The sequence below is a fragment of the Bradyrhizobium sp. SRS-191 genome (assembly GCF_024586915.1).
Classification (GTDB): domain Bacteria; phylum Pseudomonadota; class Alphaproteobacteria; order Rhizobiales; family Xanthobacteraceae; genus Bradyrhizobium.
Genome location: NZ_JANBVS010000019.1, coordinates 89,969 through 116,449, shown reverse-complemented (window position 1 = coordinate 116,449; position 26,481 = coordinate 89,969). Strand labels below are relative to the sequence as shown.

The 26,481-nt window shown below is 63.0% G+C and carries 23 protein-coding genes and 1 pseudogene; 19 read left to right on the top strand and 5 right to left on the bottom strand.

Annotation, left to right across the window (positions count from 1 at the left end):
• From NLR35_RS27670 to NLR35_RS27620, 12 genes and pseudogenes are all read left to right on the top strand, one after another.
• Window positions 1-501: a hypothetical protein gene (locus tag NLR35_RS27670; protein ID WP_257169701.1), complete on the top strand. Its 501-nt coding sequence runs from the start codon at window positions 1-3 to the stop codon at window positions 499-501.
• Window positions 498-1,394: an ATP-binding protein gene (locus NLR35_RS27665; RefSeq protein WP_257169700.1), complete on the top strand. Its 897-nt coding sequence runs from the start codon at window positions 498-500 to the stop codon at window positions 1,392-1,394. The genes NLR35_RS27670 and NLR35_RS27665 overlap by 4 nt, the downstream gene beginning before the upstream one ends.
• On the top strand, window positions 1,391-2,560 hold the full coding sequence (locus NLR35_RS27660) for a hypothetical protein (RefSeq protein WP_257169699.1): 1,170 nt from the start codon (window positions 1,391-1,393) through the stop codon (window positions 2,558-2,560). The genes NLR35_RS27665 and NLR35_RS27660 overlap by 4 nt, the downstream gene beginning before the upstream one ends.
• Complete coding sequence (locus NLR35_RS27655) at window positions 2,557-3,123, top strand: 3'-5' exonuclease (protein WP_257169698.1); 567 nt, start codon at window positions 2,557-2,559, stop codon at window positions 3,121-3,123. Before NLR35_RS27660 ends, NLR35_RS27655 begins: the two co-directional genes overlap by 4 nt.
• Window positions 3,124-3,306: 183 nt before the next feature.
• Window positions 3,307-3,657, top strand: a pseudogene (locus NLR35_RS34365) (tyrosine-type recombinase/integrase); the annotation flags it as partial.
• Window positions 3,658-4,025: 368 nt separating this feature from the next.
• Window positions 4,026-4,982, top strand: a complete 957-nt coding sequence (locus NLR35_RS27650; protein WP_257169697.1) for an ArdC family protein — start codon at window positions 4,026-4,028, stop codon at window positions 4,980-4,982.
• Between the two features lie 106 nt (window positions 4,983-5,088).
• Window positions 5,089-7,215: a ParB/RepB/Spo0J family partition protein gene (locus NLR35_RS27645; RefSeq protein WP_257169696.1), complete on the top strand. Its 2,127-nt coding sequence runs from the start codon at window positions 5,089-5,091 to the stop codon at window positions 7,213-7,215.
• 209 nt (window positions 7,216-7,424) lie between these two features.
• Window positions 7,425-11,738 (top strand): strawberry notch family protein, encoded by a 4,314-nt coding sequence (locus NLR35_RS27640; RefSeq protein ID WP_257169695.1) that lies wholly within the window; start codon window positions 7,425-7,427, stop codon window positions 11,736-11,738.
• On the top strand, window positions 11,738-12,790 hold the full coding sequence (locus NLR35_RS27635) for a toprim domain-containing protein (RefSeq protein WP_257169739.1): 1,053 nt from the start codon (window positions 11,738-11,740) through the stop codon (window positions 12,788-12,790). Before NLR35_RS27640 ends, NLR35_RS27635 begins: the two co-directional genes overlap by 1 nt.
• A gap of 339 nt (window positions 12,791-13,129) precedes the next feature.
• Window positions 13,130-14,062, top strand: coding sequence for a DUF2493 domain-containing protein (locus tag NLR35_RS27630; protein ID WP_257169694.1), 933 nt, complete (start codon window positions 13,130-13,132; stop codon window positions 14,060-14,062).
• Window positions 14,063-14,232: 170 nt separating this feature from the next.
• Window positions 14,233-14,697 carry a hypothetical protein gene (locus tag NLR35_RS27625; RefSeq protein ID WP_257169693.1) on the top strand — a complete coding sequence of 155 codons (465 nt, stop codon included), beginning with the start codon at window positions 14,233-14,235 and terminating at the stop codon, window positions 14,695-14,697.
• 548 nt (window positions 14,698-15,245) lie between these two features.
• On the top strand, window positions 15,246-15,566 hold the full coding sequence (locus tag NLR35_RS27620) for a DUF736 domain-containing protein (protein ID WP_006611602.1): 321 nt from the start codon (window positions 15,246-15,248) through the stop codon (window positions 15,564-15,566).
• Window positions 15,567-15,849: 283 nt separating this feature from the next.
• On the opposite strand, the gene NLR35_RS27615 is transcribed toward NLR35_RS27620, so the two are convergent.
• The 5 genes from NLR35_RS27615 to NLR35_RS27595 all read right to left on the bottom strand — a co-directional run bounded on the left by NLR35_RS27615 (window position 15,850) and on the right by NLR35_RS27595 (window position 21,696).
• A complete protein-coding gene (locus tag NLR35_RS27615; protein ID WP_257169692.1) occupies window positions 15,850-17,757 on the bottom strand; it encodes a UvrD-helicase domain-containing protein in 1,908 nt (635 codons plus the stop codon).
• 1 nt (window position 17,758) lies between these two features.
• Window positions 17,759-19,735: an ATP-dependent endonuclease gene (locus NLR35_RS27610; RefSeq protein ID WP_257169691.1), complete on the bottom strand. Its 1,977-nt coding sequence runs from the start codon at window positions 19,733-19,735 to the stop codon at window positions 17,759-17,761.
• Window positions 19,736-20,145: 410 nt separating this feature from the next.
• Complete coding sequence (locus NLR35_RS27605) at window positions 20,146-20,808, bottom strand: SOS response-associated peptidase (RefSeq protein WP_257169690.1); 663 nt, start codon at window positions 20,806-20,808, stop codon at window positions 20,146-20,148.
• Window positions 20,809-20,834: 26 nt separating this feature from the next.
• Complete coding sequence (locus NLR35_RS27600; RefSeq protein ID WP_257169689.1) at window positions 20,835-21,272, bottom strand: hypothetical protein; 438 nt, start codon at window positions 21,270-21,272, stop codon at window positions 20,835-20,837.
• Window positions 21,273-21,438: 166 nt separating this feature from the next.
• Window positions 21,439-21,696 carry a helix-turn-helix domain-containing protein gene (locus NLR35_RS27595; protein WP_257169738.1) on the bottom strand — a complete coding sequence of 86 codons (258 nt, stop codon included), beginning with the start codon at window positions 21,694-21,696 and terminating at the stop codon, window positions 21,439-21,441.
• A gap of 178 nt (window positions 21,697-21,874) precedes the next feature.
• On the opposite strand from NLR35_RS27595, the gene NLR35_RS27590 reads away from it, so the two are divergent.
• The 7 genes from NLR35_RS27590 to NLR35_RS27560 all read left to right on the top strand — a co-directional run bounded on the left by NLR35_RS27590 (window position 21,875) and on the right by NLR35_RS27560 (window position 25,680).
• Complete coding sequence (locus NLR35_RS27590) at window positions 21,875-22,153, top strand: DUF2285 domain-containing protein (RefSeq protein ID WP_257169688.1); 279 nt, start codon at window positions 21,875-21,877, stop codon at window positions 22,151-22,153.
• Window positions 22,154-22,321: 168 nt separating this feature from the next.
• Window positions 22,322-22,510 carry a transcriptional regulator domain-containing protein gene (locus tag NLR35_RS27585; RefSeq protein ID WP_306577761.1) on the top strand — a complete coding sequence of 63 codons (189 nt, stop codon included), beginning with the start codon at window positions 22,322-22,324 and terminating at the stop codon, window positions 22,508-22,510.
• Window positions 22,511-22,568: 58 nt separating this feature from the next.
• A complete protein-coding gene (locus NLR35_RS27580; protein WP_257169687.1) occupies window positions 22,569-23,090 on the top strand; it encodes a DUF2285 domain-containing protein in 522 nt (173 codons plus the stop codon).
• Between the two features lie 137 nt (window positions 23,091-23,227).
• Window positions 23,228-23,530, top strand: a complete 303-nt coding sequence (locus tag NLR35_RS27575) for an AlpA family transcriptional regulator (RefSeq protein ID WP_257169686.1) — start codon at window positions 23,228-23,230, stop codon at window positions 23,528-23,530.
• Window positions 23,531-23,532: 2 nt separating this feature from the next.
• A complete protein-coding gene (locus tag NLR35_RS27570) occupies window positions 23,533-24,414 on the top strand; it encodes a replication initiator protein A (protein ID WP_257169736.1) in 882 nt (293 codons plus the stop codon).
• Between the two features lie 292 nt (window positions 24,415-24,706).
• On the top strand, window positions 24,707-25,171 hold the full coding sequence (locus NLR35_RS27565) for a DUF2840 domain-containing protein (protein ID WP_257169685.1): 465 nt from the start codon (window positions 24,707-24,709) through the stop codon (window positions 25,169-25,171).
• Entirely contained in the window at window positions 25,168-25,680 is a 513-nt protein-coding gene (locus NLR35_RS27560; RefSeq protein ID WP_257169684.1) for a S26 family signal peptidase, read from the top strand. The genes NLR35_RS27565 and NLR35_RS27560 overlap by 4 nt, the downstream gene beginning before the upstream one ends.
• Window positions 25,681-26,481: the final 801 nt, after the last annotated feature.

Here is a 26,481-nt window from a genome sequence, read left to right as displayed (position 1 = left end):
ATGAGCCAGACCAGAAGCGCCACCACCAGTGCGACCTACACGGTCGTCGACATCGAAAACGTGGTCCATCGCGTGACGGCTGACCTCATCATGATCGCGGACAGCACCGGCGCATGGACGCCGGCCGAGGCCGCCGACTACGCCCATGATATCGAGGTGCTGGCCAAGGCCGGATACCTCGCCTTTGTCGACGTGACGCTGCTGAGCTACGGCGTTGAGCAGAAGGCTGTCCGTTTCGATGTCGACACCGACGCCGGGTCGCTGACCACGAGCCGTCCGGGCGGCGTGCTGTGGCCGAAGGTGGCAGGGGCCAGCTTGCGCATGATTCTCGGCTATACCGATGACTACACCAACACCGCCCGCGAAGCGATAAAGGGCAAGCTTAAAATCGGTTGGGTGCCTTCCTACGACGACACCAGCCACACCTCGCTGATGTCGTCGGGCAGCCGCAACTACGTCAGCAGCGCCTATGGCGTGCAGAGAAAGGATTGGGCCGCGTGAGCCAGCCGAGCATTTTTGACTCCGAAATACCGCTTCCCAGCGAGGCGTTGGTCAAGCGTGAAAACATCTTGCTGGGCTTTGCCGCCCGATACGCCCGCGTCTATGACCAGCTTCGCCTCCTGCTCAATGTCGGCGGACTGGCTGATTGGAACCGAAAACATCATGGCGGCAAGCTCGCGATCTGCGACCTTGTCGCCGAGCAGTACCCGCTCGTCATCTTCCACGGCGATGTCGGAACCGGCAAGACCGCAATGGCCGAGTGCATCGCCAACAAGCTCATCTCGGAAGCCAGAAGCGAAGATTCGATCCTCTTCAAACTGTCGAACCGCGTGCGCGGCGGCGGCATGGTCGGCGAGATGGGAACGCTGATCGCCGAGGCCTTCCGCAAGGTGATCCAGTCTGCCGGCAAGAGCCGGCGCGCCATCCTGATCATCGACGAGGGCGACAGCCTCGGGGCATCCCGCGCGCAGGACCACAGCCATCACGAAGACAAAGTCGCGGTCAATACGCTGATCCAGGGTGTCGACGATCTCAGACAGTATGGCGGCCGCATTGTCGTCATCCTCTGCACCAACAGGCTCTCGGTCCTCGACCCGGCGCTTCGGCGGCGCGCGGCCATCACCGAAGAATTCAAGCGCCCATCGGACGACGAGCGGCGCCAGCTCTTCCAGATGGACCTGGCGGGCCTGAGCCTGCCCGCCTCGCAAATTGCAGAACTTGTGGCGGCGACCGGCGCGCGCGGGAGCCATCCGGCCTGGACCTATTCGGATATTCGCACGCGCCTCTATCCGGCCGCGCTCGCCAAGGCTTACCCGCAGCAGCCGCTGCGCTTCGAGCACCTAAAGTCCGCGGCCGCGGCGATTCAGGCCTCGCCGGTGATGGAGGATAAATGATGGCGCGTTCTCCCCTTTGGGGCCGTCGCATCCATATCAGCGGCAGCGTCGTTGACAACGCAGCCATCGCTGCCTCGGCCGATGTCAACGCGGCGAGGGAGCTGATCGCCAGCTTGGTCAAGGAACTCGTCAAACGCGGCGCCAATTTTGTCGTGCCGGTTGATGCCGAGCCGGTTCGCAAGGTCGACGGCCTGCCGATTTGCTTCGACTGGCTGGTCTGGGAGGCTATCAAGGATAATTTGACGCTGCGCCCGCGGAACTTGCCGGGACCGCTTGCGGTCGCCGTGCAACACCACAAGACGGAAGACCAGATTCCGCAAGCCTACATCAAGCTCTGGGATGAGCTCCGGGCGTCGACGTTGGTCAAGATCGAGAATGCAGCACACTGGAACATGGCCAGCAAGCGCATGGAGGCGCAGGCGCGGTTCGGCGACATTCTCCTCGTACTGGGCGGCGGGGAGGGCGTGTTGTTTCTTGCTAACCTCTATCATGACGCAGGCAAGCCCGTTATCCCCCTCAATCTTCCGCTGTGTCCTGAAGCAACCGGGGCGCGGCGGCTCTACAATCTTGGGCTGACGACCAACCAGAGCCGGCGGTTGTTCCAGATCGCGGACGACGGCGACGCCCACGACTGGATCAACAAGATCCGGTTTCCACCCCGGCAGGTGATCGCGGACCGCGTTTCTGTGCTGATCGAACTGCTGGAGTCCTTGGAGAAACCCAAAGCGTTTGCCGTGCGCCTCCTCAATCCGGACCTGCCCGACTACAACGACGTTCAGTATTTTTTCGACACCGTGGTCCAGCCCGTGATCGAGGGAGAGCTCGGCTATCGTCTCGTCGTGATCGACGGCCGTCAGGCCTATGAGCATTCGAGGATCGACCAGGAGATATTTGCCAAGCTTCATCGCAGCAGCGTTGTCCTGGCCGACATCACCGGCGCACGACCCAACTGCTTCCTCGAACTTGGTTATGCTCTCGGCCGCAGCCTGCCCACCATGGTCATGGTGCGTGAGGGATCGAGCCTGCCCTTCGACATTACGACCCTTTCCGGATTACATTGGAAGACAACCGGCACCGTAGAGGACAGGCGTCGGGCCTTTCGCGAGCATTGGCAGGCGATCCGCAACAGGCCATCTCTTGTGCCGACGGAGTCACTCATCTCATGAGCAGCAAACGCGAAGTCTTTGTCTCGGTCGATGTCGAGGCAGCAGGTCCGATCCCGGGGGAATACAGCCTGCTGTCGATCGGGGCCTGCGCCGTCTTCGAGCCGGAAAAGACGTTCGCGTGCGAACTGAAGCCGATCAACAGAAATTTCGATCCGAAGGCATTGGAGGTGACCGGCTTTTCCTTGGACGAGCTGGCGCGGACGGGGCTTACCCCTTCCAGAGCCATGCAAGGCTTTGCCAAATGGCTCTCCACGTTATCCGATTCCGCCGGAACGCCGGTGTTCGTAGGCTTCAACGCGCCGTTCGACTGGTCGTTTGTGAACTACTATTTCCATCGCTTTGGCGATGGTAATCCTTTCGGCTTCACCGCGCTCGACATCAAGGCGTTCTACATGGGGGCGACCGGCTGCCGCTGGGCCGACACGCGTTCGAGCAAGATTGCCGAAATGGTCAAGCCGGCTTTGATCGGGACGCACGATGCCTTGCACGATGCGCTGTATCAGGCGGAGATATTCCGACTGATCTGGTCCCAACTGATCAAAAGCACGGGACGACAGAGTTAGCGCTAGCTCCACCCGAAATGTGACCGGAGTGGGCCGAGGGCAGTGTGCGGATTGCCCACCAAAACTAGGATACAATTCGAGATACAAATTCTGATATAGTAAAGCTATGATTGTCTTGAAATTGTAGCTGCGGCGGTGGGCGGGGAACGGGATGGAATTCGATGATCTAATCTCGATGGCGGCCACGCAAACATCCAGTTGTTGGGAAAGGGTCGGAAGGAGCGCGTCATCCCACTCTGGAACGAAACAGCCCGCGTTTTGCGTGGATGGTTTCGCGAGATCGACGACGCGCCGAATGCAATCATCTTCCCAAGCGCTCGGAGCCAGCAACCGTCATGCGATGGAGCAAACTATATTCTACGCCGAGCTGTCGTCAAAGCGACGGCATGTTGTTCAAGTTTGGCGAAGAATTCGGTATCGCCACACGTCATCTGCCATAGCACCGCGATGCATCTGCTCCAGTCCGGGGTCGATCTTGCTGTCATCGCTTGTGGCTCGGCCACGAGAGCATCCAGACGACGAACATCTACCTAACTGCCGATTTGGCTTCCAAGGAAAAGGCTCTTGAAAGGCTCGATCCCGTAACCGGAAGATTCTCTCGCTACAGACCCACAGACAGGTTTATCGCGTTTCTCGCCACCCTATGATTATGCGGCGAGCCGCGCGTACCAAGCTGTTCGGCTCCTCTAACGAATCGACGCCTCAAAGCTGGGTGCTCGGCATAATCGAGCACTCGGCATGAGCTTCTATCCCTGGCGCTGGCGAATGCCGCGGGCTGGGAAGCCCGCTGCTGGCTTCGAAGATCCAGCGACATCGTCGTAGAGGGGGAGTGCGGGCCGCTTTTGCCGTGACGGGTTGGAGACGGCGAGAGAGGCTCGCTGTGCCCGTCGCGGAGGTCCGCGATGCAGGGACAGAAGGTTGGGGTGCGTGCCGGCCAAGGCCGGGCGAGCCTTTATGAGGAGATCACAAACAAGATCGCTGCCGAGTTGGAGGCGGGCCGGCTGCCCTGGGTTCAGCCATGGGGAACACAGGCGGCGAAGGCGCAACTCGCCTTGCCGAGGAATGCTGTGACCTGGAGGCCCTACTCCGGGATCAACGTTCTGATCCTTTGGGGAGCCGTCATCGAGCACGGGTTTGCCGGACAGAACTGGCTGACGTTCCGGCAGGCGCTGTCTCTAGGCGGCCATGTTCGGAAGGGTGAGTGCGGGATCACGGTCGTCTATGCTGACCGCTTCATTCCTTCAGATGAGCGGCAGCGCGCTCGCGAGACTGGCGGCGAGGCACAGGCCATTCCGTTCCTGAAGCGGTTTACGGTCTTCAACTCCGACCAATGCGACGGTCTGCCGGAGGATATCGTGACGGCGGCGGCGCCACGGCCGGCCGGTGCGATCCAGCCCGTGGTGGAGTCGCTGATTGCGAACAGTGGCGTCGACTTCCGGATTGGCGGTGACCGCGCGTTCTATGTGCCGGCAGAAGATTTTGTGCAGGTGCCGCCGCCTGCGGCGTTCTTCGAGCCGATCAACTGGCACCGCACGGCCTTGCATGAGCTCGCGCATGCCAGCGGTCATTCGTCGCGGCTGGACCGTGATCTTTCGGGCCGGTTCGGCAGCCGCAAATACGCGTTCGAGGAGCTGATTGCCGAGATCGCGTCCGCCTTCAGCTGCGCCGCGCTCGGTATCGTGCCGACCGTGCGTCATGCCGACTATATCGGCTGCTGGCTCGATGTCCTGCGCGAGGACAATCGCGCCATCGTCCGTGCGGCGAGCCAAGCGAGCCGTGTGGCCGATTATCTCCTCGGCTTTGCACCCGGAGCGGCTGGCGTCGTTGAGGCGATCAAACCGGACTGCGCCGCGGCCTGAGCATCGTGCTCTGCGAGCAGAGCAGAGGAAGAGGGCGAGAGGTGCTCTGCGACGGGTGAAGGCCTGAGAGAGAGGCTCCGGGCCGCCCGTCGCGGAGAACCAAGACATGACCAGAGTCGCCCAGAAGATCACGCTGTCGCCCTCGCGCGACATTCCCTTCAACAAGCTGGTCCTGAGCCAGTCCAACGTACGTCGCATCAAGGGCGGCATTTCCATCGAGCAGTTGGCGGAGAGCATTGCCGAGCGGACGCTGCTGCAAAGCCTGAACGTCCGGGCCGTCGTCGATGCGGAGGGCAAGGAAACCGGGATGTTCGAGGTGCCGGCGGGCGGCCGTCGCTACCGCGCCCTCGAACTCCTGGTCAAACAGAAGCGGATGACGAAGACGCAAGCTGTACCTTGCGTGGTACGGGACCAGGGCTCTGCTCTGGACGACTCGCTCGCCGAAAACGACCAGCGGGTCGGCCTGCATCCCCTCGACCAGTTCCGTGCATTCCAGGCGCTGCGTAAGGGCGGCATGAGCGAGGAGGAGATCGCGGCGCGGCATTTCGTGGCGGTTGCGGTCGTCAAGCAGCGGCTGCGGCTGGCTGCGGTCTCGCCGGCGCTGCTCGATGTCTACGCCGCCGACGGCATGACGCTCGAGCAACTGATGGCGTTCACGGTGACTGCGGATCATGGCCGCCAGCAGGAGGTCTGGGACAAGGTCAGCCGCTCCGGCTGCGACGAGCCGTATCAGATCCGCCGTCAGCTGACGGAGCAGACGGTGCGGGCGTCCGATCGCAGGGCTCAGTTCGTCGGGCTTGCGTCCTACGAGGCGGCCGGCGGGATGGTGCTGCGCGATCTGTTCGAAGCGGATGACGGAGGCTGGCTGCAGGATGTCGCGCTGCTCGATCGGCTCGTGGCAGAGAAGCTGCAGGCCGAAGCCGAGCGGGTTGGCGCCGAGGGCTGGAAGTGGATCTCGGCCGCCGTCGACTTCCCGTTCGGACACACCCATGGCTTGCGCGAACTTGATGGAGAGCCGGCCCCGCTCGCCGCAGACGAGCTGGCCTCGATCGAGGCGCTGAAGACCGAACTGGCCAAGATCGAGGCGGACTATGGTCAGGCTGACGAACTGCCCGACGACGTCGATCAGCGTCTCGGCGAGATCGAGGCGGCGCTGCAGTCGTTCGATGAGCGGCCGGTGATCTACGATTCCGCCGAGATGGCGCGGTCCGGAGCCTTCGTCAGCATCGACTCGGAAGGCCGGCTCCGCGTCGCGCGGGGCTTCGTCCGCCCCGAGGATGAGGTCGTGGCGTCCAGCGATCAGACGGATGCCGGAGCCGGCGCAGACGGCGACGACCGGCTCGGCATTCCCGATGCGAAAGCCCGCACCGGTTCGCCTGCGATCGAGATCGGCAACACCGATGCGGAGGCGGCGGATGAGGACGGGGAGGATCTTGAGCGTCCTTTGCCGGATCGCCTGATCACCGAGCTGTCGGCGTATCGCACGCTCGCCCTTCGCGATGCGCTCGGCCGAGAGCCGTCCATCGCATTCCAGGCCGTGCTGCACAGTTTTGTGCTGGCGACGTTCTATCCGTTCGGCTCGGCGCTCAATTGCCTGGAGATCTCGCTGCGCACCCCGAGCTTTCCGGCACAGCCGCCTGGCCTGCAGGACAGCATTCCGGCCAAGGCGATCGCCGCCCGACATGCGGCCTGGAAGGCGAAGCTGCCGGCCAGCGATGAGGATCTCTGGGCGGCGCTGACGGTGATGGACGGGACGGCTCAGGCCGAGCTCTTCGCCCATTGCGCCGCGCAGGCGGTGAACGCCATTTCCGAGCCGGCCAACAGGGTGCAGCAGGGACGGCTGTCGGCGCATGGTGTTCGCGGCCGTCTCGAACAGGCGGACCGGCTGTCGCGCGCCGTCGGGCTCGACATGATCAGCGCCGGCTGGAAGCCGACCGTGGACAATTATCTCGGCCGCGTCACCAAGCACCGCATCCTGCAGGCGGTCCGCGAGGCCAAGGGCGAGGCCGCGGCGCAACTCGTCGACCACCTGAAAAAGCCGGACATGGCGCGCGAAGCCGAGCGGCTGCTCGAAGGCAGCCGCTGGCTGCCGGAGCCGCTGCGTGGAGCGGAGACCGAGGTGACCGCCGAGTCTGAACGCGGCGATGCCGAAAGCCTGCCGGCGTTCCTCAGCGAGGATGAGGAGGCGGTGGAAGGCGCTGACGAAGTCGAGGAGATCGTCGCCGCGGAATGATGCACATTCCGTAGGGCTGATCGCCATTCGCGAAGACATCGATGATGGAAGCCCGGCCAGATCGGCCGGGCTTTTGTCATCTAGGCCGTGATCTCTCTGAGAGCGGCCGAGAGTGAGAGAGGGGGAGGCGCGCGGGTGAGGTCGCCGGACAAGAGAGAGCTTCGGCGGCGTCCCTCCGCTTCCTCTGCTCTCCTTGAAGGTCCTCCGAGATGGTTACCAACGCGAGCTGCCCTACGGCATCCTTTGCGCTCCTTGCACGCGCCCAAGCCGTCCTCCGTGCTGCCCAGTTGCTGCTGCCAAGCCTCACCCGCGGTGAGCGGATCGATGCAAGGTGTCTCCGCCTGATCATGCAGCGCGCGTTCGGCAGCAGTGATGCCGATGGGAGCTGGGACTGGAAGACGGCGTACGAGGCCTGCGAGATCGCTGCTGTCCTGTTCCTGGCCAAATATGGTCCGGCAATGATCAAGGCCAGCAATGGCGTGCCCTCCGCCATGCTGCCGATGGTTGCCAAGATCGCAGCGCTGCTGCCAAGCCATACCAGGCGTTCGCTGGAGAGCCAGAGCTTCCAGCAGTTCTCGACGCCGCTGCCGCTGGCGCTCGCCGCGGCCGCTGCTGCGCAAGTGACGTCGGCCGATCGCGTGCTCGAGCCATCCGCAGGGACGGGGAGTCTCGCCATCTTCGCCGAGCTGGCGGGTGGCTCGCTGCTGCTCAACGAGCTCGCTGCAAGCCGCGCCGCTTTGCTCGATCTGGTGTTTCCGGGCGTGAGCGTGACGCGCTTCGACGCTGCGCAGATCGATGACCATCTCGATCGCGCCTGGGTTCCAAGTGTCGTCCTAATGAACCCGCCGTTCTCGGCGACCGCCAATGTGGATCGCCCTCTGACGGATACAACGTTGCGCCATCTGTCTTCGGCGCTGGCGCGGCTCGGAGATGGTGGGCGACTGGTCGCTATCACCGCCGCCGGATTTGCGCCGGACAATCCGACATGGGCCGACGCCTTTATGCACCTGCAGCAGCGCGGCCGTCTGGTGTTCTCCGCTGCGATCGATCGCGCTGTTTACGCGCGGCAGGGGACCACAACCACGACGCGGCTGCTGGTGATCGACAAGCAGCCGGCGCTGGATCCTCGTGTCTTTCCGCAATCGGCCGGCATGGCCTCTGACGTCAGGATCTTGCTTGATTGGATCACCGCGCTCGTGCCTCCGCGGCTGCCCATGGCAGGCCGTTTCGTGGCTGAGGTCAGCGAGCGCGCGATGCTCCGCCCGAGGGAGAGCCGAGCAACGGTCCCTCGGTCCTCTCCACCGTCGTCCGCGAGCTTGGAGCCAGACGGAAGCGAGCTCGTCTATGAGTTCGTGAAAGACGCGCCGGAGCAGGAAATCCGTCTGACTGACGCGCTATACGAGGGATATCAGCTGCAGTCGATCCGGATTCCCGGCGCGAAGCCTCACCCAACGAAGCTCGTGCAATCCGCGGCCATGGCGTCCGTTGCGCCGCCCAAGCCGACTTATCGGCCGCATGTGTTGCCAAGGCTCGTCACCGATGGCGTGCTGTCGGACGCTCAGCTGGAGAGCATCATCTATGCCGGCGAGGCGCATGATGGCTTCCTGGCGGGCTCGTGGGCTGTCGACGAGACCTTTGACCAGGTCCGTGCGACCAGCGAGGATGCCGAGGGCGCGGTGCGCTTCCGGCGCGGCTGGTTCCTTGGAGATGGCACGGGTGCCGGGAAGGGCCGCCAGGTCGCGGGCATCCTGCTCGACAATTGGCTGAAAGGTCGACGCAGGGCGATCTGGATCAGCAAGTCAGACAAGCTGATCGAGGACGCGCAGCGCGACTGGGCGGCGCTCGGCATGGAGCGTTTGCTGGTCACGCCGCTGTCGCGCTTCCGCCAAGGCACGCCGATCCGGCTCGATCAAGCCATCCTTTTTACGACCTACGCCACGCTACGGACCGACGAGAAGGCCGAGAAGCTTTCGCGCATCCGCCAGATCGTCGACTGGGTGGGGCGGGATTTCGACGGTGTGATCATCTTCGATGAGAGCCATGCGATGCAGAACGCCGCGGGCAACAAAGGCGACCGAGGCGAGCAGGCGGCCTCACAGCAGGGCCGCGCTGGCTTGCGGCTGCAGCACGCACTGCCCAATGCCCGCATCGTCTATGTCTCGGCCACCGGGGCGACCACCGTCCACAATCTCGCTTACGCCCAGCGGCTCGGCCTGTGGGGCGGCGCGGACTTCCCGTTTGCGACGCGGGCGGATTTTGTGGCGGCGATCGAGGAGGGCGGGGTCGCCGCCATGGAGGTGATGGCCAGGGATCTCAAGGCGCTCGGCCTCTACACCGCGCGGTCGCTTTCCTTCGAAGGAATCGAGTACGAGCTCCTTGAGCACAGGCTGACGGAGGAGCAGGTCAGGATCTACGACGCCTACGCCGAGGCATTCGCGGTCATTCACAACAATCTCGAAGCCGCGATGCGCGCGGCCAATATCACCGGCGCAACCGGCACGCTGAATGCGCAGGCCAAGTCTGCGGCGCGTTCGGCCTTCGAATCCGCCAAGCAGCGCTTCTTCGGGCATCTGCTGACCTCGATGAAGACGCCGACGCTGATCAACGCGATCAAGCGCGATCTCGACGCCGGCCATGCTGCGGTCATCCAGATCGTCTCAACCGGCGAAGCGCTGATGGAGCGACGGCTGGCCGAGATCCCGACCGAAGATTGGGGCGATGTCCAGGTCGACATCACGCCGCGCGAGTATGTTCTGGACTATCTCGCCCATTCCTTTCCGGTCCAGCTCTACGAGCCGTTCACCGACGGCGAGGGCAATCTCTCGTCGCGTCCCGTCTACCGTGACGGCCAGCCGGTCGAGAGCCGCGAAACGGTCGTGCGTCGCGACCAGATGATCGAGCATCTTGCCTCGCTTGCTCCGGTGCCCGGTGCACTCGACCAGATCGTCCAGCGGTTCGGCACCGATGTGGTCGCCGAGGTCACGGGACGATCGCGGCGGATCGTCCGAATCCGGGATCGGCTCGCCGTCGAGACCAGAGCGGCATCGGCCAACCTCGCGGAGGCTGCCGCCTTCATGGATGACCAGAAGCGCATCCTTGTGTTCTCGGATGCCGGCGGCACCGGGCGCAGCTATCACGCCGAGCTCTCGGCCAAGAACAGGCGGTTGCGGGTGCACTATCTGCTGGAGCCGGGCTGGAAGGCGGATGCCGCGATCCAGGGGCTCGGGCGGACCAACCGCACCAACCAGGTGCAGCCGCCGCTGTTTCGCCCCATCGCGACCGACGTGAAGGCGGAGAAGCGCTTTCTCTCGACCATCGCGCGCCGGCTCGACACATTGGGCGCCATCACCCGCGGCCAGCGCCAGACCGGCGGGCAGGGGTTGTTCCGGCCCGAGGATAATCTCGAAAGCCCGCACGCCCGCGATGCCCTGCGTCAGCTCTACGGGCTTCTGGTTCGTGGCCAAGTCGGCAGCTGTTCGCTGCAGCGGTTCGAGCAGGCGACGGGCTTGAAGCTGACGGACGACAATGGCCTTCGCGATGAGCTGCCGCCGATCACGACGTTCCTGAACCGGCTGCTGGCGCTGACGATCGAGCTGCAGAACATCCTGTTCACGGTGTTCGAGCAGTTGCTGGCTGCGCGGATCGAGGGTGCGATCGCGTCCGGGACTTACGATGCCGGCTTGGAGACGCTGCGTGCCGAGAGCTTCGTCGTCACGGAGCGGCGCACGATCTACAGCCATCCAGCAACCGGCGCCGAGACTCATCTCGTCACCATCACGCAGCGTGACCGCAACCGGCCGATGCCGTTGAACGAGGCCTTGGAGCGGCTCCTGCAGCGCCGCGCCGTTCCGCTGCGCAATGTTCGCTCGGGGCGGACGGCGATCCAGGTGCCGGCGCCGAGCTTGTTGCTGGACGACGGCGAGATCGAACAGCGCGTCCACTTGATCGGACCGATGGGCCGCCAGACGCTGCCGCTTGCCAGGCTCGCGGAGCAGGGTTGGGTGCAGGCCGATCGTGAGCAGTTCGAGACGGGCTGGAGTGCGCAGCTCGCGTCGATTCCGGAGTTCACGAACAGCAAGATCTACCTCGTCACGGGGCTCCTATTGCCGATTTGGAAGCGCCTCCCTCAGGAGTCGACGCGGGTCTACCGCCTGCAGACTGATGCTGGCGAGCGCATCATCGGCCGCAAGGTCCCGCTCAGTTGGGTGGCCGCAATGTCGGCGGAGAGACGGGTCCTCGCAGCTGAGGAGGGGTTTTCAGCCGTGCTGCGCGACGGCTATGTGCTCGAGCTTGCTGAAGGCCTGCAGCTGCGGCGCGTCCGCGTCATGGGCGCCAACAGAATCGAACTGTCGGGCTTCTCTGAGGCGCTGCGGGACCGTCTCAGGGCCTACGGGCTGTTCGGCGAGATCATCTCCTGGAAGCTGCGGATGTTCGTGCCGACCGATGCGGGTGGCGCGGCGATCCTGGCCAGGGTTCTGGAACGGTTTCCGATTGCGCAGGTCCGTGGGCGGGAGCAGCCATGATGACCGGCGACGCATCCGAATTGGCGCGCCGCCTCGCGTGTGAGGCCGAGGCGGTCTGTCGCCACTATCTCTCCAATGGCCGGCGCGAGGGGCGCTATTGGCTGGTCGGCGACATCAACAATACGCCCGGCCGCTCGCTGTTCGTGCGGCTGCATGCGTCGTCGAAGGGGCCGGCCGGCAAATGGACTGATGCCGCGACCGGCGAGCACGGCGATCTGCTCGACGTTATCGGGACGACATGCGCACTGCGCAGCTTCCGCGAGATTGCTGAGGAGGCGCGGCGCTTCCTGAAACTGCCTCGCTGGCAGCGGGAGCCGCCGATTGAAGCCAAGTTTCCCCGGCGTTCGCGCGACCCGATCAAGGCGGCTCGCCGGCTCTTTGCGATGTCTCAGTCGCTGACCGCGACGCTTGGCGAAGCTTATCTGCTCAATCGTGGCATCGATCCGCCTGTCAATGCTGCGGCACTCCGGTTCCATCCGCAATGCTTCTATCGGCCGGAGGACGCGACGATTGTCGAGACCTGGCCGGCCCTGATTGCCGCCGTGACCGACCTTGATGACCGCATCACCGGCGTTCATCGCACCTGGCTCGATCCCGACGGCTTTGATGATCGGCGGCTCGGCAAGGCGCCGATCGAGACGCCACGGCGGGCGATGGGCGATCTGCTTGGCAACGCCGTTCGCTTTGGTCTTGCCGACGATGTCCTGGCGGCTGGCGAGGGCATCGAGACCATGCTGTCATTGCGGACCGTGCTGCCGTCCTTGCCCGTTGCCGCAGCACTCTCGGCCAATCATCTCGCCACTCTGCTCTGGCCGGCGACGCTGCGCCGGCTCTATGTCGCTATCGACGCTGACCATGCTGGTATCACGGCTGCAGAAGCGTTGAGCGCACGTGCGCTCGACGCCGGCATCGAGGCGATCGTCGTGTGCCCGCGCTTGGAGGACTTCAACGAAGACCTGCGTGTGTTCGGGAAAGCCCAGCTCCGGGACATGCTACGCCACCAGTTACTGCCTGAGGACGTCGCGCGGTTCAGGGACGTGATCCCGGCCTAGTCGTCGGCTCGATGCGGGCTGCCCTGTGCTCATGACACGTGGGTACGAGCAAGAGGACTTCTTCTGTGGCTCGTGAAAGCCGCACCTAGGCCTTCTGAGAGCGCGATCGGACGGCAGGCGGTCCGGTCCGGCAATGGCGGTTCGCGGCTATTTTCCGCCGGCCCGCGCGCGGGCCTTTGCATCGCGAAGCAAAATAGCCGCAAACCGCCATCCTCCGCTGTCGCTCCGGCCCGCTGCTCGAAGGGATCAGCGGGTTCTGGTCCGGTCCGCCCACCGTCTTGGAGATCGCTATGGAAGGCCGCGATCGGCGCGGCTCTTACGATCACAGACGAGGTCCCCATGTCCGACCAGCACGAGATGCGTGAGCCGCATGACACCCGGTCGACGACCGACGACGCCTTGGCCGAACTCCAGCTCCATGGCTACCGGCCGTTCGACGACGAGCCTGATCCGCGGCCGCTGCCGGAGGGCAGGGCCATCACCGGCGCAATCGCCGACATCTTCGACGCCCTGGTGGCGACGCTCTCCGACACTCGCCTCGAGCCTGAGCTGAAGGATCTCTTGTGGTCGACGGTCAACCTGTTCCACCGCGCGACGATGCGCATCGAGCGTGAGCTCGACGACAACGAGCAGGCGCAGCGTTCGAGCCAGCGTGAGCAGAATGGCTCGGAGGTCCGCTCGGTCGAGCTCGAGCGCCTGACGACGGAAGGGCTGTCACTGGTCGAGCGCCGCAACATCATGGAGCTGTTCCGTGATCTCGCTACCGAGGCCTTTGAACTGCATACGCGATCACCCTGGCGCCCGCGATCGGGTTCGCAGGTCAACCATCGCACGCTGACAGCCGCCATGATCGACTCCCGCGACTTTCTCGCCGCCAAGCGCCGCGCCGAGACCGAGGTCATGCTGCCGCAGGGGCCAAAGATCGCACTCACCGGCGGGCCGGACTTCAACGACGTCGCACTCATCTGGGACCGGCTCGACAAGGTCCACGCCAAGCATCCCGACATGGTCCTCCTGCACGGCGGCTCGCCAAAAGGCGCCGAACTGATCGCCTCCAAATGGGCAGCGAACCGGAAGGTGCCGCAGATCGCCTTCAAGCCCGACTGGACGAGGCACAACAAGGCCGCCCCGTTCAAGCGCAACGACGCCATGCTGGAGACGCTTCCCATCGGCGTCATGGTCTTCCCCGGTTCGGGGATCCAGGGCAACCTTGCCGACAAGGCCCGTCGCCTCGGTATTCCCGTCTGGACCTTCGGGAAGGGCGGCGCGTGAGCGCCGTCAACCCCTCAACGCTCCGCCGATCTCACAACGCGTCGAACGCTGATCGAGCGCCGGCTCGACTCTCCGCAACTTTGTCCAAATCAGGACGCATATTATTCGGATCGCGCCGCGGTGGTGGTGGAAGGCGCATCCCGTCATAGCTTTGCACGGAGGCCACCACCATGCTTGCGATTGCTCTCATCCTTGGACTGTTCAGCGTCGGACTATTGTGCCGTGCGCTGTTGAAGCTTGCCGTTCACGCCCTCCCGTTCTTCGCTGCGGTCAGCACCGGCATGGTGGTCCTGAATGCCGGCGTCGGGATCGGCTGGGTATTTTTGGCCGGCCTCACCGCGGCGGCCCTCACCCTGACGGGCGGCCGGGTTCTGTTTGCAACTTCGCGATCCCTGCTGATGCGCGCCTTCGTGGCAGCTGCCTTTCTCGTCCCGGCGGCGATGGCCGGCCGCTACACGGCGTTGGGAGTTGCATTGCTTGCAGGGCCTTCACCATTCTGGTGCGAGATCATCGGATGGTCGGGTGCACTCCTGGTCGCCGGATGCGCTCTGCACCGGTTGCTTAGTCACGATCTGCCCCGCCCGTTACAGCCTGAGCAGGACGGCGCTCGGTCTCTCCACTCCTCGCGGCTGTGAACCTGGACCGAGCAGAGCTACCTGCGGCTCGAACGGTCGGCGACGATGGAGTTCGGGGGCAGGGATGCGCTCGTGCTGGGCGAAAGCGAGCTACGACGTTCTGGAGCTAGCGACCCACTGCTGAGCGATCCTTACATCGCGGGGAATCGGCTGACTGGCGTATGGCAAATTCGTTGACGCGGGACTGAGATCGACACTCGCTTTTCTTGTCGGCGGTTTCTGATCGTACGCCTGGTTCATCGGACGTCTTGTGCGGACGAAGCCCGCCATGTCTCTCCTAGAAGCTGATCGGGGCGGCGACGCACCTTGCCTCGTGATGGCTTGAACTGGCCGAAGACCGGCTACGCCTCGATCGCCTGAGCGCAACGCCGCCGGCCAACTTTCTTCCCCTGGGCGGAGCCGCCCATTCCTCGCGGGACAAGAAAGTTCTTCGGCTGCGTCCTCCGCTGCCGCTTCAGCCCTTCGGGTGCGCCGTCGATCGCCGTTCGCCCGAGATGCGCCATCGAGGCCGCGGTGGTCGCGGCCCGAACCAGCCAAGGAGAGACAACATGGCTTCCATCGGTTCCTTCAAGAAGGTCGGCGACGATTTCCAGGGCGAGATCATCACCCTGAGCCTCAAGGCCAAGGGCGTGCGCATCGTCCCCGAAGCCAACCGCTCCAGTGAGAACGCGCCGAGCCACCGCGTCTACGCCGGCCGGGTCGAGATCGGTGCCGCCTGGGCCCGCCGCTCCGAGGAGGGACGCGACTATCTCTCGCTCAAGCTCGACGACCCCTCGTTCAACGCCCCGATCTACGCCAACCTGTTCGACGACGAGGGCGGCGAAGGCTACACGCTCCTGTGGTCGCGGCCGCGCAAGACGGCGGAGTGAGGCGATCGCGCCCCGCTCGGATCGTCCGGGCGGGGCACGTCCGACCTCTATCGGACATTTGTCGAGCTAGCTGCTCTTGGCCAGTCGAGATTCACAGCGGACGCGGCCCAATCAAACGGAAAGATCTGAGATGGGCCAGAGGCGGCGCCGCGCCGCAGCCAAGTTTCCGACCGGTGAGAACGCAAACGCCATCTTGGCAAATTAATCAGAAGATCGCTGTGCATTGTCCGGTTCAATCCGCTCAGCGAATTCAACAAGGTCGAAGGCGGCGATGATGCCGCGCTTAGGGCGTCTTCTTTGAGATGGTCTTGACGCCTGCGTTGCCCAGCAGCGTATAGAGCGGAGCGATTGCGGCGCGATTTCCCCGCGCAGCGCAGTAAGAGAAAATGACGCGCTGCTTTGCGCGCGTGAACGCGACGAAGAATCCGCACATTTCTTCCTTGGTCTGCGACCTAAATGCAAACCATGCATCATCATCGAGGCCGACAAAGATTACCGTGTGATATTCGAGACCCTTACTCTTGTGGATGGTCATGAGCGGCACAGCGTGTTCGCCCTCATAGGCGTCCAGTGCGTCCGTCCAGTTCTTGGCTGCCTTGCACGACGTTTCAAGGTGACGCGTCACGGCGTCAATTACCTTGAGCAGCCAATCGCCTTGCCGATAGTCCGGTGACGACGCGACGATGTGCTGGCGGCCAACGAAATCCAAAAGCGTCATCACGATCGCTTCCGCTTCGGCATGCGCTGCGGGCGGATTTGGATGCGTCGCGGCAAAGACCGTTGATAGCTTGTCGAGACCCGAGGCGACCTTGGCGCGCGCATCGTCGTCGTCTAGCGCGAGGGCACGCATGAAACACACAGCGTCGAGGCAGTCCGTCCAGAAGCGGCCTGCCCGCCTCGCGCTCACAAGGCGCAGCAAATCGATGACCATTTCCGATACCGGCTCTCCCAGCAGCTCCTGCAACGCAACCTCACCGACCGTCTCCGCTTCGTTGCGCAGCTGAATTCCCACGGCAGCGAAGCTTGGGGCCAAAATCTTCATATAGTTCGCTGCGCGGACGCGTACCAGAATGCAGAAGTCTCTCTGCTTCAGGGCGTACGTCTTCATCTCGCTCGCGACATATGCTGCAAGCGCTGCAGCCTCAGCTGCCACACTGGGGAAGTCCCACACCTCGCAACTGCTTCCTGTGACGGATGCGGCCGTCTTTGAGGATGGCTTGATGGTCTTAGTGTCGATGGCACGCGCCAAAACTTCTTGAATGCGAACGAGGTCAGGCGACGAACGATAGTTATTTTGAAGCGGCGTGCGCTGCGCTTTGAAATCAGCCTCGAACGCCGTGAAGGGATCGTCCATCGCCATCGCAAAGCGCATAATCTGCTGCTTGTTGTCGCCGACCGCCGTTACGAGCGTATTCGATCCAAGGAATAGCGCCTTCACGAGGTCGTATTGAACCTGCGTGGTGTCCTGAAACTCGTCCATGAAGAGGTGGGAGTAGGTCAGCTGGACAGCCTGCCGCACCATTGGATTCGTGTGGACAAGGTGAGCTGCAAGCCGACCGATCATGGCGAAGGTCAGGTAGCTGCGCGGGTCGCCATGAAGCCATGCCTGCCAGAACTGATCCGCCGCCCATTCGCCCGGTGATGGGTTTGCCACCGGACGGGACGATAGCGGGCGCGACACGATCCAGCGCTTCTCGAACGTCTTGACCGAGAGCGCCATGATGTCGGTCACGGTCCCGACCGAGGCGGGTGGCGAAAGTGAGCGAAAAAAGTCGCGAAGAATGGAGTCGCGGCTTTGGGTCACCACGTCATAGTCCGGCGTTGGCCGCCAGTCTGGCGGAAGCGCTTGCCCGAACCGGTCGACAAGGCTTTTGGCGAAAGCGTCAATGGTGAATGAATCAAACCGATGTGCCTGTTCCGGATGGCAGCGCGCCGAAACACGTTTGGCAATGTTGAACGCGGCGTCGCGCTTGTAGCTCAATGCGAGAATGCGCTGAGGTCGGGGCGACACGCCGCATTGAAGAAGGTAGGACGCGCGTTGCGCAAGGAGTTCAGTCTTGCCCGAGCCAGGTCCCGCAATGACAGACCGATGGTTGCAAGACCGCACTACCTCGAACGCGTTGTCCTCCAGCGAATCGATGCCGGCAGGCGTCCAGTCCTCGGGACGGACGTGACGACGCAGCAGTGTCATATCAGTCTCGCTTGAGGTTGTCGCTGATGTGGTTCAGCAGATTGCGATAGGTTTCCGGCATCGCCGTCTCCAGCTTTTCTTCATCGAGGTGCGCGAAAGCCCGCAAGTGGGTCGCCGGTTTGCTGTGTGTGAGGAAGTGATAGCGGTACGCTGGCATGTGTGCGTCGTAGCCAGGATAGACGGTCTTGTAGGCGTCGAGCCCAGGCCCGTTCTCGCCGAGCACAACCTTGGCGGCATTCTCGGGCGTCATCTTCGGGCCGCCGCCCTTCGGAATCGCGGCCTTATAGGCATCGGGATAGGCTTTCAGCATGGCCATGTCGAGATCGAGTGGTGTGGAGAAATAGACGCCGTAGGAAGCAATGAATTCAATCCACCCAGGAAGGCTCTCGTATGCGTCCCATTCGTGCATTTCCTCAAACTCTGCGGGTGTCAGCACGGAACCATTATCGAGTTTCAAGAGCTCAGTGCGATCAGCGCCGTTCTCGATCAGGTACCCAAGAGCAGTCTTGATGCGGCCGAAGCCGCCGCCTTCGCGGCCGAGGTCGAGGTCGAGCAGCGTTGCGAACGGGATGTCGAGCCCTTTCAACAAGCGCCAGAAGTGCTGAACGTGCCGACCGCCGAGCGGCGCGATTGCGACGAACGACGGGTCGAACAAAAATCCGTCGGCTTCGGCAAGCTTCGGAAGAACTAGCCGCTCGGAATCGCCTTCAACCAGCAGCACAAAGCGCGCGAAATAGAGCTCCGGAAACGCGAGCATAGCGCCACGTACGAATTTGATGGCTTCTTCGTCTTTTTCCGGCAGCGTCACGGTCTTTACCGTGGTGAGCCGGGTCTTCTCGTCGCAGCGGCAGTATCGGACCTCAGTTGGATCAACGCGGCTCAGCACGGCGGGCGAATGGCTCGTAATAATGGCTTGAGCCGTGTTACCTCCAATGATCGACCGGGTCTGGCTCACGATGCGGGAGAGGTAATACGGTGAAAGGTGGTTTTCTGGCTCCTCCATCGCAAAGATGCTAAGCGCCGGAATTCGCAAATCATCCGTGCGGAAGCCTTTGATCTTTCCGGCGACAGCGTCCTTCTCTAGATCGAATACGGCCGCGGCCAATGCGAAATAGAACAGCGACTGCTGACCATCACTGAGTGCGTCCAAGCCGCGCTGGATCGATGCCGGTCCCTTATTGAAAAGCACCTGAATGCGCGCGATGACTTCCTCGAAGCGCTGGCTGGTGAGCGTCAGCGCCGGATCGGTGTCGGTCTTCTCGTCGTGAAGCTCTTTCCAACGTTCGGATAGTGCGCTGCTGATTGCCTTGATCGCTGCTTCGCCGCCAAAAGCGACGGAGAGAGTCTTCGTCGCGGACTCGACCGTTCCCTTGGTTTTTGCCGACCACTCAATGGCCCGCAGTAGCCGGGCGGCGAGCGCGCCCGTCGAGGCGCGAATTTGGGCTTGGGCGTCACGTGCGGCGGGTGTGTAGTACACCTGGATATTGCCGCGATCGAGAGGCGCGACGACACGCCTGTCCGCATCGGTGATCTTTTCGTCGAGTTTATCGACCCAGTAGAGATTCTGAGTAACTTCGCCCTCGGCCGTTCCGTCATCTTCCCATTGCGCTTCGAGGCGCATCCGGCACACAGGCGTTGTGCCGGGCCCTGCCAATTGCATGTGCTTGAACGCAGGCGCTACGGTGTGTGCGGTCGCCGGTCCTTTGGCGAGTTCGGGGAGCGCTATGATCACGTCAATGAACATGGCTCGAGTTGTCCGATCATCTGGGGGAACATCGTGCGGCAGATGAAAGTCGGAACGTCGCACCGTTCGCTGCGCGCGCGTCACTCCGAACAGCTTGCACAGCGCCTGAAGGACGGTCGTCTTACCCGAGGCGTTTGGGCCGACTATGGCCAGTAGGTCGCTTCCGAATTCAATCGTGTGCGGGTTGGAGCCGAAACAGCGGAAGCCGGCAAGTGACATAGACTGGAGACGCATAGACCCGCTCGCTCTCGTTGAAAGCGGGCACAATACAATCGTTTCGATGGTTCAGGAACCCGGCGGCCAAAGTATCCCTGTGAATCTTGGAGTCTTGGCCAGCACGGCAACTTCGGACAGATCCTCAATGCTCAGGCCAGTCCGATCTAATCGTTGGCGACTTGCATCGAAAAGCTTAAGCATGACGATGCTGCAGGCGTCCCTCCGAAGAGCAAAGACAGACTGCTGGTCGAATATTGGACATCGCCAGCGGCGTTCGCCGGTACGCAGTGAGCTGCAAGCAGCTATATTGACAAGCAATCGCTCACCTTTGCTTCTTGCCGTGAGATTGGAAAGAGCCCTGAGCAGTTGCGAGGCTGTGAGCAGCTAGGAGCAGCCGGATATTTGCCCGGTTCATTCTTTGGCTGGGATCAGATCGCGGACGGATCTTCCTTAGCGGAGCCACGCGCCACGATCTCGAGCGCATCACCTCCGAGTGGGCGCTGCAACGCCTTGGCCTCATCCCAGGGCGCTCGCAGCCACACGTCGCGCTCTTCATCGGTCAGCAGAATAACCGGCATCGCCTTCGGGTGGATCTGGGCGACGACCACATTGGGCTCGGTGGTCAGGAATCCATAGACCAGGTGAGGTCCGGGGATCGGCTTCGACTTCGTTCCGCGCTCGCCTTTGAACTCGGTCCAGATCCCGGCGAAGCAGGTCAATGGGCGCCCTTCGGACAGCGCGAACCAGACCACGTCCTTCTTCTTCGTGTCCGGGTTCGGCTGTGGCGCGAATTCGGCGAAGCTATTGAAGGGGACCAGACAACGGTTTTCCGGCTTCAGCCAACCGCGCCAGTGAGGTGAGGACGTGTTGCGAATATTAGTCACCGGAGGGCCGCCGGTGCGCGGGGGCGGCGGCATACCCCAGCGCATGAGCACCATCTCCCGGTCTGCATCGGCGCCCCGGATCACGGGCGCCGGGTAGTCCGGGAAGACGCCCGGCATCGGGGCGAGATTGCCCTCGTAGCGGCGAACGACGCGGAACAGCTGGGCGATGGCGGCTTGGTTGGTCGTGATGCTGTAGAGATTGCACATCGGCGTTCAACGCTCTCCTGGTGCGATCATCGCTCTGTGGCCATATGGCTCGAATAGATGTGACGCTCGGTCGTCCTGAGATCGATCTCTGCACCGCAGAAGCACCGTGATCGGCCTGATCGGTTCTGCGTTGGCAAGCGGCAGCCAGCGTCCCACATCGCGTATTTCCAGGCTGTGAATGCGCGATGTCGGCGCCACTCGTCGAAGTCTTCCGGAGAGCGGCGGGAGACGAAGGCGCTCCATGCGAGCTCAAAGGCCGAGCGTGCTTCCGTGAAGGACGGCGCCGTGCCGATCGTCTGCTCACCAGGACGGCTACCCGGGTAGAAGCCGCAGAACCATTGCCAGGCCGGTGATCCAAAAGAGCCCTTGTTCCTGGCGATGGTGCCCGCTTCGATGTCGCCAAAATAGATGCGCCAAGTCTCGTCTGGCGCTTCAGGATCGCGGCGGCGGGTGAGGGCGGTCATGCCCCATTGATTCCAGCCCACTGGCTGAAAAGGAAGCCGCTACGTCTGGAGTGGGGGCCAGCCTATCCCCCAAGCTCTCGTCGGAGATCGATGCGGAACCCGGCCGTGCCTCTTAGGGCAACGTTTACAGAGGATTGCGGCGCCAAATTTTGAGCACCCTTTGGCATTACCGGTTCTGAATACGGCGCGCTTTCTTCTTGGAATCAACAGCAGGCGGCGCCGGCTTCAATAGGTCTGCCGGCTCGACGCCGAGGCCACCCGCGAGAGCGGCGAGCACGTCGATCGAGACGGCATTACGGCTTCTTTCAATCATGCTGATATAGGTCCGATCGATATCGGCGCGATGGGCGAGCTCTTCCTGCGAAACGCCTTTGCTTCGGCGCAGGCGCTTCAAGTTGGCGGCCAGGACGTCTCGGATGTTCATCTCCAAGACAGCACAGGCTTGTCGAGTATTTCACCACGGAGTATTTTCTACAAAACGAGACCAAATGATTGAATCCGTTGGCTAATGGTGGCCGGCTTAGATCTCGGGCAGGTCTCGTCTCGCTTCTCCGCTCGGCCAAGTACGATCGTTGTGTTTTGCCTTAGTAGGTTTCTGACCGATGCCCTTTCCCCCGCTCGATCCCGATGTCGCCGACACGGCGCCGACCGATCCCTTTCTGACGCCCTATGACGAGGAGCACCTCGTCACGTATCTGCGCCTCCTCGACGCGGAGGCGGACAATGCGGACTGGGAGGAGGTCGCCCAGATCGTTTTACACATCGATCCGAGCAAGGAACCCGAGCGAGCGCGGCGCGCGTATGACACCCATCTGGCGCGCGCCAAGTGGATGTCGGAGGAGGGCTACAATCACTTGCTGCGAGGGTCTCCTGAGACCTGACGTTGTGCAACCAGTGCGGAACTCAGTCGTTTCAAGCAATCGTGTAGTTAGATTCAATCGATAGTCCGCACTACTTTACCGATACGAGTCCGAAATCTGCACTGCAATCATAAATGGTGCCATCATTGGGATATTGCGTTGCAGTCCTAACCTGATGAGGACTGAACGATGTCGGAATTCGATTGGCGTGCACCCAAGGCCTACGCGAACATGCACCGCGCGGACCGTCCAGGATTTGCTTGGGAATACGTTCGCCGATCACCGAACTATCGTGCGCAATTCTCGTCGATAGTTCATCCTGATCGCAATCCCTCAGCCAGATTCCGAAAACACTGGGGGTTGATATTTCGCAGCTGACCCCGCCCTCTCCTTCGACGCTCAGATCATCTTCTGGGCACCCGAGCGGTTGTCGACCGTGCTGGCGCTGACTGAACTCGACAAGCGCATGCCGGTCGTCACGCCGACGGTGAAGCTTCCGTCGTTTGCGCCGGAGCAGCTCCGGCTTGCGCCGGACGGCTGGCATGTCGTCGTGCGCATAGGTGCAAATGAGCATCGCGTTTGGCTGCAGAGGAAGCCGCTCACGACGGTGTCCTATGCCGTGCTGCTGCCGTATGACCAGGACTTCAAGGCGCGCAATGAAGCCGCCAACCGGCTCTGGCGTGCGCTTCGGGCGCGGCCGCCTGGTCCTGCCTCGGATGGCTTGTCCGAGCAGCGCCGAACGCGCCTCGTGCTGACGTTACGCGCGCTCGATGGCTGGCAGCAGGGCAACAGCTATCGCGCGATCGCGGAAGTGCTGTTCGGCGCGGCGCGCATTTCCGCGCGCAGCTGGAAGACGCATGACGTACGCAGCCGCACCATTCGTTTGGTGAAGAACGGCCTAAAGCTGATGCGCGGCGGCTATCACCAGCTGCTGCGTCCACCACGCAAGGACGAATAGATCGATACTCGATCGAAGGGTGCCGGAACTGGCACCCTCGATCTGCGGCATCCCCCTTCGCTGGCCTACGCCTCCATCATGACCGTCGACGCGCTGACCTACGCGACAGCGCGCTCGATTGTCCTGGAGGTTGCCAAATGCCCGAGACCCTGGCCGGCCTGCCGCCGCGCTTTCTTCGTACGCCCGAGGCTGCGCGCTATCTCGGCCTGTCCGGCCGCACCTTGGAAAAGCACCGGACCTACGGCACGGGGCCGGCCTATCGCAAGATCGGCGGCCGCGTCGTCTACGCGATCGATGACCTGAAAGCCTGGGCCGACCGCGGCACCAAGACGTCGACCGCCGATCCCGGACAGGGGACCGTGCTGCCGGCCAAGAGGCATCCGGGTCTCATTCCCTATGCAGGGCAGGTGCGTCGCGCGTCGCGGGCAGGGCGGGCTTGAACGTGCGAGGTTTGCGCAAATCCGAGCGCGCGCAGCTTGATCTGTTCCGCGCTCTTCCGGGCGATCTGGCGCCACGTGATGCGCAGGATCTGATGGCCTATCCGTTCTTCTCGCTCGCAAAGAGCAAGCGCGTGGTGCCGATCGATTTCCGCGCGGGATCCGTCGCGATCCGCGTCGAGGCGGTCCCGGAACACGGGATGGCGACGATATGGGACGCCGACGTTCTGATCTGGGCGGCGTCGCAAATCGTCGAAGCGCGTGACGCCGGACTGAAGACGTCGCGCCTGATGGCGGCCACGCCATATGAGATCCTGAACTTCGTCGGGCGTGGCACAGGCGTGCGCGATTACGACCGTCTGAAAGCGGGTCTCGACCGTCTGCAGTCGACGACCGTGCTGACTTCGATCCGTCAGCCGACAGAGCGGCGGCGGCATCGCTTCTCCTGGATCAACGAGTGGAAAGAGACAGCAGACGCGCACGGAAAGCCGTCCGGGCTGCAGCTGATCCTGCCGGATTGGTTCTACTCGGGCGTCGTCGACGACGCGCTCGTGCTGACGATCGACCGCCAATATTTCGCGCTGACGGGCGGTTTGGAGCGCTGGCTTTATCGCCTCGTGCGCAAGCATGGTGGTCACCAGGACGGCGGCTGGAGCTTCGATCTCGGTTATCTCCACGCCAAGTCCGGCAGCCTCTCGCCGCTCAAGCATTTTGCCTATGACCTGCGCGAGATCGTCCGCCGCCAGACATTGCCCGGCTACGAGCTCGTGCTCACGCGGGATCCGAACGGAACCGAGCGGCTGAACTTCACGGCCGTGGTTACGGACCCCGTCGCGCGGCGCTTCGCCAGGCATCATCCCTCGAGCCCCGCGGTGGACAAGCTGTGAATTGTCTCGTGCTATCGGGGACCGCAAGGCTCGTGCTATCGGGGACCGGATCCTCGTGCTATCGGGGACCAAAACCGGCCTTAAGTGTTTGGCTTGTCGCGCGTTTTCGGCCCTCTAACTTACCTAACTGCAAAATCCTTCGGATTTTGTCTAACGGACCCCGTCCGCGGCCCATCTGCGGACGCGCAAGCTCCTGGCGCTGGAGGTCCTCGGAGACCTCTGAGGCTGGCCTTGCGGGCTCGTGCAGGGCGATCAGCGCCGTCCGTGTCCCCTCGAGCCGAGAGGTGCGCCGATGAGCGAGCTGACGCGCGTCCAGCTGCTATGGCTGCAGGGCAAGATCGAGAACCGCATCCGCTTTGGCCGAACGGCGCAAGAGCTGCGGCTCGATCACTATCGCCGGGTGGTCTCGTTCACGCCCGGTAGCGTGTTTGCGTTCGTTCGCTGGTCGTCGAACGCCTATGGCACGGTGCTGTCGCGGATCGACATTCTGCAGGCCGTGCGGGCCGGCGAGGCGTGCGCGACCGTGCCCTTCGTCGGTCCTGGAGCGGCCATTCTGCTGCAGACGTTTGGCTGGCCGAAGGTCGAGCGGGTGCTGCAGCACATCGACGCGATCGAGGCGCTCGGTATCGATCCGGCTGACGTTGCACCAGATCATTGGCGGCACGTTCAGAACCGGCTGGCGAGCAACGAGCCGCCGCGTCCGTACACGCCGCTGCGGCATCGCGCCTGGCTCCACCGCCGGAGCGTGATGCCATGACAAAGCGGCTCCCGATCGTCATCGCCATGTTTGCCGGGGCGTCGCTCTTGGCCAGTGCTGGGCAGCTCGGACCGCGTCCGCTGTTGATCTGGAACGCGTCCGAAAGCGTGCCGATTGGGCTCTATGCGGTGCAGCCGGTCCGTCAATGGTACGTCACCGAGCTCGTCGTAGTTCTGCCGCGGGCGGCACTCGCCGAATGGCTGGCTGATGGTGGCTATCTGCCGAATGGCGTGCCGATGTTGAAGCGCGTTCTTGCTATTCCCGGCCAGACCGTCTGTCGTCGCGACCATGCAATCGCGGTCGATGACGTCGAGGTCGGCATCGCGCGAGAAAGCGACAGCCGTGGTCAGCCGCTGCCGGATTGGCAGGGCTGCTGGATCATTGGCGATGGCCAGCTCTTCCTCATGAACTGGCAGTCGGACAGCTCGTTGGACGGCCGATATTTTGGTCTGACTGCGACGTCGGACGTCATCGGACGTGCAGTTCCCGTGTGGACCAGGGAGCCGTGATGATGCACTCGGTCTGCGCTCGGCTTGCAAAGGAACTGCCTGATCTGGAGCACTGGCACCGCGGTGCGCGCGCTCTTAGCAGCGCTGCTAGCACCAGTGTTAGCACTAGTGCTATCGCCCATTCCGGCATCGTATCCGGCGGAGTTGATGCGCCTATATGCCGGCTGCCGCTCGACGAGTTGATCAGGCGATCGAGAACTCGGAGCGCTGCCGCAGTGCATCTCGCGTGCGCTTTTGGCGCCGCGTCCGCCTGCATAGTTGGTCGTTACCCGCACGATGGAGATGACCGAGTGGCGCGGTACGGCGGTCTCGCGGGTGACGCTGGGACAGCACCTCTTCTACGGGGTAGCCTTCTCGTTTCGGCTTTTCGTTTGCGCCGATTTCTGCATGTTTTCTGCACGGTTGGACGTCGTTCTCCCGTCAACCGTCCGCGCAATGTTGAACAGCGCCGCGATATCCCCGATGCGCGACAGCTGACGAATGTATGGGCTTCCAACGTCACGGTGTGCGAACGGAACGACTGGACGCTTCACATATCGGTGGCAGCGATCGTTCGCGACTTGTTTCGTGGCCGCCGTTGCTTCTCCGGGCTATCCGGGACTACGACACAAGGCGCGAACCTGCGAACTAATAGGGTCGAAGGGGGGCGGGCGGAAGCGGCCGACGTTTCAGGGCAAGATAAAAACGGCTCGCCGGTTGAACAGCAAGCCATTGACATGGCTTGCGTTCAACCGTGCCGGTCGGTCGGAGCGCGTGCCGCGCTCTGTGTTTTCAGTAGCGAGATCAATGTTGTTTTCGGCA